This is a genomic window from Arthrobacter sp. zg-Y20, from assembly GCF_030142075.1.
Classification (GTDB): Bacteria; Actinomycetota; Actinomycetes; order Actinomycetales; family Micrococcaceae; genus Arthrobacter_B.
The window spans coordinates 2,749,538-2,760,975 of sequence record NZ_CP126241.1 but is presented as its reverse complement, the minus strand read 5'-3'; the positions used below and the strand labels follow the sequence as shown (position 1 = coordinate 2,760,975).

Annotated in this window: 13 protein-coding genes; all 13 read left to right on the top strand. The window is 64.8% G+C overall.

What is annotated here, in order from left to right:
- The first annotated feature begins 589 nt into the window (after positions 1–589).
- The 13 genes from QNO06_RS13210 (at position 590) to rpsQ (ending at position 11,204) form a co-directional block, all read left to right on the top strand.
- Positions 590–5,101 (top strand): hypothetical protein, encoded by a 4,512-nt coding sequence (locus QNO06_RS13210; protein WP_284162464.1) that lies wholly within the window; start codon positions 590–592, stop codon positions 5,099–5,101.
- A gap of 32 nt (positions 5,102–5,133) precedes the next feature.
- Positions 5,134–5,265 (top strand): hypothetical protein, encoded by a 132-nt coding sequence (locus QNO06_RS13205; protein WP_269437385.1) that lies wholly within the window; start codon positions 5,134–5,136, stop codon positions 5,263–5,265.
- Positions 5,266–5,839: 574 nt separating this feature from the next.
- On the top strand, positions 5,840–6,148 hold the full coding sequence (gene rpsJ / locus QNO06_RS13200; RefSeq protein WP_146361073.1) for a 30S ribosomal protein S10: 309 nt from the start codon (positions 5,840–5,842) through the stop codon (positions 6,146–6,148).
- Between the two features lie 16 nt (positions 6,149–6,164).
- Positions 6,165–6,821: a 50S ribosomal protein L3 gene (gene rplC, locus QNO06_RS13195; protein ID WP_227912802.1), complete on the top strand. Its 657-nt coding sequence runs from the start codon at positions 6,165–6,167 to the stop codon at positions 6,819–6,821.
- 4 nt (positions 6,822–6,825) lie between these two features.
- Positions 6,826–7,440, top strand: coding sequence for a 50S ribosomal protein L4 (gene rplD / locus QNO06_RS13190; protein WP_227912803.1), 615 nt, complete (start codon positions 6,826–6,828; stop codon positions 7,438–7,440).
- Positions 7,437–7,742 carry a 50S ribosomal protein L23 gene (gene rplW / locus QNO06_RS13185; protein WP_066295939.1) on the top strand — a complete coding sequence of 102 codons (306 nt, stop codon included), beginning with the start codon at positions 7,437–7,439 and terminating at the stop codon, positions 7,740–7,742. Before rplD ends, rplW begins: the two co-directional genes overlap by 4 nt.
- Positions 7,743–7,772: 30 nt before the next feature.
- Positions 7,773–8,612: a 50S ribosomal protein L2 gene (gene rplB / locus QNO06_RS13180; protein ID WP_146361090.1), complete on the top strand. Its 840-nt coding sequence runs from the start codon at positions 7,773–7,775 to the stop codon at positions 8,610–8,612.
- Between the two features lie 12 nt (positions 8,613–8,624).
- Positions 8,625–8,906 carry a 30S ribosomal protein S19 gene (gene rpsS / locus QNO06_RS13175; RefSeq protein ID WP_104052734.1) on the top strand — a complete coding sequence of 94 codons (282 nt, stop codon included), beginning with the start codon at positions 8,625–8,627 and terminating at the stop codon, positions 8,904–8,906.
- A 38-nt stretch (positions 8,907–8,944) separates the two neighbouring features.
- Positions 8,945–9,310, top strand: coding sequence for a 50S ribosomal protein L22 (rplV, locus tag QNO06_RS13170; RefSeq protein ID WP_227912804.1), 366 nt, complete (start codon positions 8,945–8,947; stop codon positions 9,308–9,310).
- Positions 9,311–10,153 (top strand): 30S ribosomal protein S3, encoded by an 843-nt coding sequence (rpsC, locus tag QNO06_RS13165; protein ID WP_227912805.1) that lies wholly within the window; start codon positions 9,311–9,313, stop codon positions 10,151–10,153.
- Positions 10,154–10,570, top strand: a complete 417-nt coding sequence (gene rplP, locus QNO06_RS13160) for a 50S ribosomal protein L16 (protein ID WP_146361096.1) — start codon at positions 10,154–10,156, stop codon at positions 10,568–10,570.
- 2 nt (positions 10,571–10,572) lie between these two features.
- Positions 10,573–10,902 carry a 50S ribosomal protein L29 gene (gene rpmC / locus QNO06_RS13155; protein ID WP_269437386.1) on the top strand — a complete coding sequence of 110 codons (330 nt, stop codon included), beginning with the start codon at positions 10,573–10,575 and terminating at the stop codon, positions 10,900–10,902.
- A complete protein-coding gene (gene rpsQ, locus QNO06_RS13150; RefSeq protein WP_146361100.1) occupies positions 10,899–11,204 on the top strand; it encodes a 30S ribosomal protein S17 in 306 nt (101 codons plus the stop codon). The genes rpmC and rpsQ overlap by 4 nt, the downstream gene beginning before the upstream one ends.
- The last annotated feature ends 234 nt before the right edge of the window (positions 11,205–11,438 follow it).

The following is an 11,438-nucleotide window of genomic DNA, read 5'->3' as shown; positions in this document are numbered from 1 at the left end:
CCTCGTGCGCCGACGCTACCAGCTTGGTATCCGGGTCGGAACAGCCTCCCGCGGTCCGGTTCCGCCGTGAAGCGAATCGGCTGCGCTGCGGTAGGGATCAGCGGTGGAAACGGGTGGCCCGGCCAAGCCGGGCGGGGCGGAAGCGGCCGGACGGGACCTCTCCTCCACACAGCGGCGACGGACCGGGATGCAGGTCCTTTGTCCACGGGAGCGCCCCTTGCCGGGGAAGTGAGCGCCGTCACCCTAGGATAGGCAAGAGCCAATACCGGCTGGAGCACAAAAACCGGAAGGAAGCAGATCGATGGGGGTCTTCCTGCTTTTCCTGGCTGCAATCACAGCCAGCTATTTCATAGGCCGTTCAGCGGGCCGCAAGGCAGCGCGCGGAATGGACAGTATGGGCAGGCCCTTGCCGCCACCGGACCAGATCTATGACGAGGGGTACCGGGCCGGCTACGCCGGCGCTGCGGCACAAGCAGCGCACGCTCCACAAGCGGCCCAGACCACTGCCGGCGACCATGCAAAACCGCACGTGACGGCCGCTCCACCGGCTTTTGCGCCACCGAACTCCGCTCCGGCTAACTCTGCCAACGTGAATTTTGCCCAGTCTGCTCATTCGGTGCTGCCGTCAGCGGCGCCGGTTCCGGCCGGCGCCAGCGCGGCATCTATCGCAGCCGATCCGTCCTTGGTTGCGCGGCGGGGACAGGGCATGCCGCCGGCACCGCCCGCGGTGCCGGCGCCAGAACCGCCGCGGGCCAAGACCGAGGCTGAACTCCGCGAGGAGAAACGCCGCCGGGACCTGCGGAACATCAACATCACGCTGTACTCCGCCAGCCTGTTGCTGGTGGCAGCTGCCGCCCTGTTTATCGGCCTGGCCATACCCGAGCAGGCGCGCTTCTCCGGCGTGGTTGCGGTGACGGCACTGTTTTACGTCTCGGGACTTGTGATCCATGCCCGCAGCCGGCGGCTCCGTCCGGCAGCCGTCGCCTTCACCGGTACCGGACTGGCACTGATACCGGTTGTGGGACTGGCGCTGTTCAACCTCGTCCTCCATGACGGCCCGGCCGCCTGGCTGTTCACTTCCGTTGCCGGAACCGCCGCCTTCGCCTATGCCGCAGCAAAGATCGAAAGCCGGGTGGTGGCCTACCTGGCGCTCACGTTCCTGTTGTCTTCGGGATTGGCCTCCGGTGCCGCCCTCCGCTGGGGAATTGTTTGGTATTTCCTGTCTACGGTCATCCTCGCGACCCTGATCAGCCTCGCGGCAGTCCGCCGCCCCAAATGGTTGAACAACCTTTATCTGGACGCCTTTGTCCGCTCCCACCGCTACCTCGTACCGGCCACCGCGGTTGCCTCAGCCTGGATTTCAGATGATCTGGGCGCCGCGCAGCTGGCAGTCCTCTTCCTCGCCTTCGCCTGTTACTACGCGGTCATGCTGTGGCAGGGCCCGGACCGCCACATGCTGGTAAACAGCTACGGACTGCGTGCTGCGGGCACCGTGGGGCTCACAGCCTTGTTCTACTCATTCACCGACAGCGGCCAAGCCACGTTGCTGGCCTTTGCCGTACAGGTCCTGGCCCAACTGGCGGGCGTCCTGCTGCGGCGTCCGGTTTACGGCGCCGCTGCACTGATGCAAGCCGCATCCAGGGCAGCGGGCCTGCCGCTGGACAATGAGGACGAGGCCAGGCGGCACCGCAGCAGCGGAACCGGCGCTCCCCAAACCGCAGGGGCCGTGGGTGGCCAGGGCGGAAGCCTGCCTGAGCTGTCCGGTGCGGATACTCCCGGGGCCGCTTCAGTCAGCCTGGTTAAAAAGCCGGCACGGACAGTGCAGCAGTCGGCCGGGCGCTTTTTCCGCGTGGATGTTGCGGTGCTGCTGGCGGTTCAGGCCGGAGCAGGGGTGCTGGCAGGCCTGGCCTACGCCTTTGCCATGTGGGGCGGGAACATGGTTGTGTTCGCCGGTACGGCCCTTGTGGTTCTGCTGGCCTACCTTGCCGCCGGCTGGAAGGTTGGCGGGGTGCTGGAGTTCGGGGTTGCCGTCCCAGTGCTTCTGGTGCTGGTTCCCACGGCTGTGGAGCCCCGGGTATCCCTGTGGCCGGCAGTGCTGGTTACCGCAGCCCTCACTGCCTACCTGGTCATTCGCGCAGTACGCAGCGGCCCCGGTCGGAGAGCGGTGTTTGTCCTCGCGGCACGCGCAGCCGCAGTCCTGCTGGTGCCTCTGGTGCTCCTGGCATCCCTGGCAGAGTCCGTTGGAGCGGATCCGGGTGCTTGGGCCCTCGCCGGAACGGCCGCGGCCCTGGCAGCGAATCAGGTAATGACGGTGCTGCGCCTCCGGCAGGGGAAACCGGAATACCGGCCGGGTATAACAGCCTTGTCAGCCGCGGCTGGAACTGTGCTGCTGGCCTGCGGCCTGCGCGGGGCCGAGGACCCGGGGCTCGCTTTGGCCGGCCTGTGGGTACTGGTAGCCGCAAACGTTCTGACCTCGGTACTGCACCCGAGGGGGCGGTACCTCGCTGCAGGCCCGGCAGGTTTCCTCCCGGCGGCCCTTATCGGGGCGGGCGTCCTGGGACTGCGGGGCTACGAACTGCTGACGGCAGCCGCACTGGCGTACTGCGTTGTGCTGTTCGCCAGGATTTCTTCGCACTGGCAGCGCCCCCCGGTCACGCCACGCCGCCCGCCGTTGCGAGGGGCCCACCTGCTGGCTGCGCAGGCCCTGGTTGTTGTCCTCTCCGGGCTGGTGGCTGCGGATGTGACCGGAAATGTGCACCGGATCTTCGCTGCCCTCGCGGTGAGCATCGGTGTGCTGCACCTGCTGCGGACCCTGTTTGCCGCCCGCATAGAGCCGATGGGACTGGCCGGCGCCGGCCGGTGGGGCGGCCTCGCCGCATCCGCGGCGGTGCCCGGGGCGTATGCCCTGCTGCCGCGGGGGACCGGCGACCCGGGCAGCTTGCTGTTCCTGATCGCCTGCGCTGCTGCGGTCGCGGTGGTTACGCAGGTGGCTGCCGCCGTCCGCCTCCGCCGGGGGCGGCCGCTGCCGCTGGCTGCGGAATTGATCACTGCCGCTGCCCTCATCGCAGTCCTTGCCGCGGCTGCGTCACGCGGCGTGGAAGGCCCTGCGGCCTGGAGCCTTGCCTTGCTGTGGGCGGCCCTTGCCGCCAACGCAGCTGCTTCGCTGTTGGTCCCGGACAGGTTCGAGCCGGCTGCACCAGCCGGGTTTGCCGCGGCGGCTGCCGTGGGTGCCGGGCTCCTGGGCCTGCGCGGCTACGAACTGCTGGTCCTGGCCGGCCTGGCCTATGCCGCCGGTCTTGCAGTGAACCGCAGGCAGCCGAACCGGGGCTTGTACCTGCTGGCGGTTCAGGGACTGCTGATCGTCTTGGCCGTATTGGCGGTTGCGGACCTTGGTGGCGATGCGCACGGCTTGGTGGCAGCAGGAGCGGCAGCAACGGCGGCGCAGCACCTGGTGCGAACGGCGCTACACCGACGCCTTGACGGCGGCGGCTACTCCGAAACATCACTGTGGATCAGCTTGGCCCTGCTGGTCCTGGCACCCGGTTTTTACGCCCTGCACACTGGCACGGAAGCCCGCCGGGACGTGGCGGCAGTTCTGCTGCTGCTGCTCCTGGCCGCAGCGGTACCTGCCTTCGCCCGGCGGCACCGGGCTTCCGAAGCACGCTCTGGATGGATACTCTATCCGGCAGCCCTGGCGCTGGGGGCGTTGCCGCTGGTCCTTTCCGGCCTGCCTGATTTGGCGGAGAAGGGCTTGCTGCCCGAACCGGTGCTCAGCTCGGAAGCCGCGGGCCTGGTTCTGCTCGCCCTCGGTGCGGCAGCGCTGTGGGGAGAGACCCGGCGGTCCTGGCACGCGGATACCAGGATGCCGCTGCTGGCTGCGTCGGCGGGGTACGCGGCTGCCGTCCTGTTCACAGCCGGGGCCACCGGAAACGCGTTCCTCGCATCCGCTGGCTTCGCCGTGGGCGGGGCAGTGTGCCTGGTCCTGTCCTACAGCCGGGCACAGCCATGGGCAGCATTGGGAACCCCGCCGCTCCTGTTCGCCGCGGCACTATGCCTGTCGGCTGCAGTGGGGGACAGTTACTCCAAAGGTCTTGGGGCGGCCGGGTACAGGTTCCTCGCTGCCGCCTGGGCGGCAGCTGCCCTGCTTCAGCTGCTTCGTGCGTTCCTTCCGGCAGGACGCAGCTGGGACCAGCGCGACGAAAGCGCACCGGACAGTGCCGTGCAGGTGCCCGGCGCCGGTTCCGGTTCACCTCAGTTGCTGAGGCGTCGGATCATGGGTTGTGCCTCTGCACTAGTCGCTGCGATGGCCGCAGTTCCCGCCATGGCGTCGGATTCAACTGCCGTGGCGGGGTCCGTGACCGTCATCGCGGCCGCGGCCCTGGCACTCCCGGAGCTTCCCCGGCAGTGGCGTGAACAGGCAATGCAGGGAGGAGCCGTCCTCACTGCCTTGGCGGTTCAGCGGATTAGCTGGCTGGTGCTGGGCGGGGTGAACGTCTTCTGGTCCGTGCAGTACTGGGCGTGCGTGCTGGCCGCGATGGCCGGCTACGAGTTCCTGCGAAGGCGCGAACAGCGCGGAACGGCCTTCCTGACGGTTTCTGCCGCCATCCTCTCCGCGAGCGGGTTGCTCACCGTCATCAGCGGAGGCGGAGGCAAGCAGCTGTGGGCACTGGTGGCCCATGCCGGCCTGCTCGCCTTCGGACTGCTGGCCAGCCGGCGGCTGTTCACCATGTGGGGAGCGGCAGGTGTGGTGCTGGCCGTGCTGTGGTACCTGCGCGGCTATACCTTCCTCCTGCTGGCACTGCTGGGTGTCGGACTGATCGCGCTGGCTGTATGGCGGCTCACCCGTGTCCGTTCCGACGCCGACGGCACGGAGCAGAACCGAACGCATCACTCGGACCCAATTGCACCGGCCGGGGGAGCGGCGGGCCCGGGGCTTATGCAGCCGGCGCCGGGAGGAGCGCCCTCTTCGGGGACGATGCAGGCGGCGCCCTGGACGCAGCCGGTGCCCGGGGCGCCCCCGGCACCGCCACTGCCGGAAAACGGTCCGGACCCGGACAGCCAAGCCCCGGAAGCCCCGGGCGCGGGTGGGCGCACCCTCTGACACGAAGTTCCATCCTCCGCTAGGCTCGGAGGATGGAACTTCTCATTCTTTTGGTCATTGCGGCAGCCGTCGCCGCCGGTGTGGGCTGGACCCGGAAGAACTTCCGTTCCGAAATCGACCGCACCAAGCGGATCCGCCGGTCCAACCGGGACGGCATGCCCTGAGTCCAGGAGATGCGGCCTGCCACGGACACCGTTTCAGGGAGCCGCGGCGCCTGGGTTAGACTGTTGGAAGTTGACGCTCCGCTGGCCCTTTGGAAACATCGGCCCTTGGAAACCTCGGGCAGGGAAACCTCAGGCCCGGGCGGCAGCAGCCAGATAGTGCAAGGTATGCCGCTACACCGGCATTGCCTTGTCGTAGGTGCGGTGCCTGATTGGCCATCCGTGCCCAAGTCTGGCAGACTAGAGAAGTTGTTCAAGCGCTTTTGTGCCCACACGCGCCCTTGCTCCTGCTGAACTGCAGGAAACAGGCAGTGGTGAGATTGCGTCCCGGCCAGGATAATGCCTGGTGCAGGGTCGGATCCTTCAGGGGAAGAGCCCATATATAACCCGCCCCTATTCTTTCTCGGGGTCGTCGGTCTCAACACCGCGACACGCCCGAGCGCGGGGGTCGGAGCCTCGACAGGGTGAGGAACCCGGATTCATCCGGATTCAGTCTGTTGGAGGGGTGCCAGGCCGTAAGGCAGTTCGGCGCAAAAACTGTACAGAGAGCATTACTCGAAGAAAGAGGCACGACGCCATGGCGGGACAAAAAATCCGCATCCGGCTGAAGTCGTACGACCACGAGGTCATCGACGTATCAGCACGGAAGATCGTTGAGACGGTCACGCGTGCAGGCGCAACGGTAGTAGGCCCCGTGCCGCTGCCCACGGAAAAGAACGTTTACGTTGTTATCCGTTCGCCGCACAAGTACAAGGACAGCCGCGAGCACTTTGAAATGCGCACGCACAAGCGCCTGATCGACATCATTGACCCCACGCCTAAGGCCGTTGACTCGCTTATGCGTCTTGACCTGCCTGCAGACGTGAACATCGAAATCAAGCTGTAGGGGGGGAGCGGATAATATGTCTACTTCACTTACACGCCAGGTAAAGGGACTGCTGGGCACCAAGCTCGGCATGACCCAGGTCTGGGACGAGAACAACAAGCTCATCCCCGTTACCGTCGTCCAGGCTGACTCCAACGTCATCACGCAGCTGCGCAGCGCGGAAAAGGACGGCTACACCGCCGTTCAGATCGGCTACGGCCAGATCGATCCGCGCAAGGTGACCAAGCCGCTGGCCGGCCACTTTGAAAAGGCCGGCGTCACGCCGCGCCGCCACGTAGTTGAACTGCGTACCGCAGATGCCGACACCTACGAGCTGGGCCAGGAACTCTCCGTTGAGATTTTCGAAGCCGGCCAGAAGGTCGACGTCACCGGAACCTCCAAGGGCAAGGGCTTTGCCGGTGTCATGAAGCGTCACGGCTTCCACGGCGTCGGTGCCTCCCACGGTGCACACAAGAACCACCGTAAGCCGGGTTCCATCGGTGGCGCATCCACCCCGGGACGCGTCTTCAAGGGCGTTCGGATGGCAGGCCGCATGGGCGCTGTCAAGCACACCACCATGAACCTCACGGTTCACGGTGTGGACGCCGAGAAGTCGCTCCTGCTGATCAAGGGTGCCGTTCCCGGCGCCCGCGGCCAGGTCGTCCTCGTACGCACCGCCGTGAAGGGAGCTTAGTCTCATGGCTAACGAAACCACTGTTGAATTCCCCGCAGAGATCTTCGACGTTCAGACGAACGTACCGCTGCTCCACCAGGTGGTAGTTGCTCAGCTTGCAGCCGCCCGCCAGGGTACGCACAAGACGAAGACCCGCGCCGAGGTTAGCGGTGCAGGCCGCAAGCCCTTCAAGCAGAAGGGCACCGGCCGGGCTCGCCAGGGCTCGATCCGTGCGCCTCACATGACCGGTGGCGGCGTTGTCCACGGACCGACGCCCCGCGACTACAGCCAGCGCACCCCCAAGAAGATGAAGGCTGCTGCACTGCGCGGCGCCCTGTCTGACCGGGCACGCAACGGCCGTATCCACGTCCTCGAATCCCTGGTTGAAGGCACCAAGCCTTCCACCAAGGACGCACTGAGCGCCCTGCGTTCGGTTTCCGACCGCAAGAACCTGCTCGTTGTTATCGAGCGCGCCAACGATGTTGCTGCACTGTCCGTGCGCAACGTCCCGGAAGTTCACGTGATCTACGTAGATCAGCTGAACACCTACGACGTGCTGGTTTCCGACGACGTGGTCTTCACCAAGGCTGCCTACGACGAGTTCGTCGGCAAGAACACTGTCAAGGAGGACGCCAAGTGAGCGCGACCACCGCTAAGGACCCGCGCGACGTAGTGCTTGCACCCGTCGTCTCGGAAAAGAGCTACGGCCTGATCGACGAAGGTAAGTACACCTTCCTGGTCGACCCCCGCTCGAACAAGACCGAGATCAAGCTGGCCGTGGAGAAGATTTTCTCCGTCAAGGTCGACTCGATCAACACCATCAACCGTGCCGGTAAGCGTAAGCGCACCAAGTTCGGATGGGGACAGCGCAAGAGCACCAAGCGCGCAATTGTCACCCTCAAGGACGGCACAATCGACATCTTCGGCGGTCCGCTCAGCTAGGGCGGAGACCACTTTAACGAGGAATAAATAATGGGAATCCGTAAATACAAGCCGACTACCCCGGGCCGTCGCGGCTCGAGCGTAGCCGACTTCACCGAAATCACGCGGTCAACGCCGGAAAAGTCGTTGGTACGTCCGCTGCCCAAGAAGGGCGGCCGTAACAACACCGGTAAGATCACGACCAGGCACAAGGGTGGTGGACACAAGCGTCAGTACCGTCTGATCGACTTCCGTCGCCACGACAAGGACGGCGTCAACGCTCGCGTTGCCGAGATCGAATACGATCCGAACCGTACCGCCCGCATTGCGCTGCTGCACTACGTTGATGGCACCAAGCGTTACATCATTGCTCCGAACAAGCTCAAGCAGGGCGACTTCGTAGAGGCCGGCGCCGGGGCTGACATCAAGCCCGGCAACAACCTGCCGCTGCGCAACATCCCCGTGGGTACCACCATCCACGCCGTTGAACTGCGTCCGGGCGGCGGTGCCAAGATGGCCCGCTCCGCCGGTGCTTCTGTTCAGCTCGTTGCCAAGGAAGGCCGCTTCGCCCAGCTGCGTCTGCCCTCCGGTGAAATCCGCAACGTTGACGTCCGCTGCCGCGCCACGATTGGCGAGGTCGGCAACGCCGAGCAGTCCAACATCAACTGGGGCAAGGCCGGCCGTATGCGCTGGAAGGGCGTTCGCCCGACCGTCCGCGGTGTCGCCATGAACCCGGTTGACCACCCGCACGGTGGTGGTGAAGGTAAGACCTCCGGTGGACGCCACCCGGTCAACCCGAATGGTAAGCGCGAAGGCCGTACCCGCCGCCCCAATAAAGAGAGCGACAACCTCATTGTGCGTCGCCGTCGTTCCGGCAAGAACAAGCGATAGGAGCCTGGAAACATGCCACGCAGCCTGAAGAAAGGCCCCTTCGTCGACCAGCACCTGTTCCTTAAGGTAGCGGCCGAAAACGAAAAGGGCACCAAGAACGTCATCAAGACGTGGTCCCGCCGTTCGATGATCATCCCCGACATGCTCGGGCACACGATCGCCGTACACGATGGACGTAAGCACATTCCGGTGTTTGTCACCGAGTCGATGGTCGGGCACAAGCTCGGCGAATTCGCTCTGACGCGGACATTCCGCGGCCATGTGAAGGACGACCGCAAGGGCAAGCGCCGCTAGGCGCTGCTCTTTCGGCAGAAGACGAGAGAAGGAAAGCAATGGAAGCCAAGGCAATTGCGCGTCATATCCGCGTAACGCCTATGAAGGCCCGGCGCGTCGTCAACCTTGTTCGTGGCAAGCAAGCGAATGAGGCTCTGGCAATTCTGAAGTTTGCCCCCCAGGCAGCTTCGGAGCCGGTATTCAAGGTAGTTCAGTCGGCTATGGCCAATGCACGAGTCCTCGCGGACCGTGACGGCGTGGCCTTCGACGAAGGTGACCTCTACATCAGCGAAGCATTCGTTGATGAAGGACCCACCATGAAGCGGTTCCAGCCGCGGGCCCAGGGCCGCGCCTACCGCATCAACAAGCGGACCAGCCACGTCACCGTGGTAGTCGCAACCCCTACGAACGAGGAGGAACGCTAAGTGGGACAGAAGGTAAACCCGCACGGGTTCCGACTCGGCATCACCACTGACCACGTATCGCACTGGTTTGCTGACAGCAACAAGCCGGGCCAGCGTTACAAGGACTTCGTCCGCGAGGACATCAAGATCCGTCAGCTGATGTCCACTGGCATGGACCGCGCCGGCATCGCCAAGGTTGAGATCGAGCGCACCCGTGACCGTGTCCGTGTGGATATCCACACTGCACGTCCGGGCATCGTGATCGGCCGCCGCGGCGCCGAAGCGGACCGCATCCGCGGCGAGCTGGAAAAGCTCACCGGCAAGCAGGTTCAGCTGAACATCCTCGAGGTCAAGAACCCCGAGATGGAAGCCCAGCTTGTTGCCCAGGGTGTTGCTGAGCAGCTCTCTTCCCGCGTGGCTTTCCGCCGTGCGATGAAGAAGGCCATCCAGTCCGCACAGCGTGCAGGTGCAAAGGGTATCCGTATCCAGTGCTCCGGCCGTCTGGGCGGCGCCGAAATGAGCCGTTCGGAGTTCTACCGCGAAGGCCGTGTGCCCCTGCACACCCTCCGCGCGCAGATCGACTACGGCTTCTTCGAGGCCAAGACCACCTTCGGCCGCATTGGTGTGAAGGTTTGGATCTACAAGGGTGACGTCACCGCTAAGGAACTGGCTGCACAGCAGGCTGCTGCACCGTCCCGCGGACGCTCCAACGACCGTCCGGGCCGCGGCCCGGCAGCCGACCGTGGCGACCGCGGCGGCGACCGCCGTCGTCGCAACGACCGCGGCGACAAGGCCGCCGCGCCTGCTGCAGAGGCTCCGGCCGCTGAGGCAGCTGCCCCCGCAGCAGAAGGAGGACAGGCTTAAATGCTTATCCCACGTCGAGTCAAGTTCCGTAAGCAGCACCACCCGGGTCGCTCCGGCGCTGCAACCGGCGGCACTGCCGTCAGCTTCGGCGAGTGGGGTATCCAGGCTCTGACGCCTGCATACGTCACCAACCGCCAGATTGAAGCTGCACGTATTGCCATGACACGCCACATCAAGCGTGGCGGAAAGGTCTGGATCAACATTTATCCGGACCGTCCGCTGACGAAGAAGCCGGCCGAAACCCGCATGGGTTCCGGTAAGGGTTCTCCGGAGTGGTGGGTTGCAAACGTCAAGCCGGGACGGGTTCTGTTCGAACTCTCCGGTGTTTCTGAAGAGGTAGCTCGTGAGGCACTGCGCCTGGCGATCCATAAGCTGCCGTTGAAGGCACGCATTGTGCGTCGCGAGGGTGGTGAATAGAAATGGCAGTTGGATCAAAAGAGCTGACAACTGAGCAGCTGGACGGCTTCGATAAGGACCGTCTCGTCGAGGAACTGCGCAAGTCCAAGGAGGAGCTGTTCAACCTCCGCTTCCAGTCGGCCACCGGCCAGCTGGAAAACCACGGTCGTCTGCGTGCAGTCAAGCGCGATATCGCCCGCATCTACACGGTGCTGCGTGAGCGCGAGCTGGGCATTCGTCCCGAGGTTGCCGCTCCCGTTGAGGAAGCAGCACCCGAGGCACCGAAGAAGTCCAAGAAGAAGGCTACTGAGTCTGAATCTGAAGCCAAGGTCGCTGAGGATGATGCCAAATGAGCGAAAACAAGAATGAGGCAGCAGTGACAACTGACGCAAACGGAGCCGATGCCCGCGGGTACCGGAAGACCGCACGCGGCTACGTGGTCTCGGACAAGATGGATAAGACCATCGTTGTCGAGGTTGAAGACCGCGTGAAGCACGCCCTTTACGGCAAGGTTATCCGCCGGACTTCAAAGCGCAAGGCCCACGACGAGCAGAACGACGCCGGCATCGGCGACCTCGTTCTGATCGCCGAGACCCGGCCGCTGTCTGCGACCAAGCGGTGGCGCCTGGTCGAGATCCTCGAGAAGGCCAAGTAACCTAGTAGTAAGAAGTACCGGCCGGCCAGCCGGTGTGTCCTTCGGTCCCAGCGGACCAAGGGCACGCCGGCCCCGTCCAAGCGTGAGGGGCCCCGGCCGCGTTATCGTCTTCGATTTCGCTTCCGGGGCCTTTTCGCGATAAACTTGAAATCTTGTCTGTGCGGTGCGGAAGTGTGTCCGGAGTGCGGCCCGAATCTGGGGCCTGATCCGGCCCGGCTTCCTCACCGCCGAATG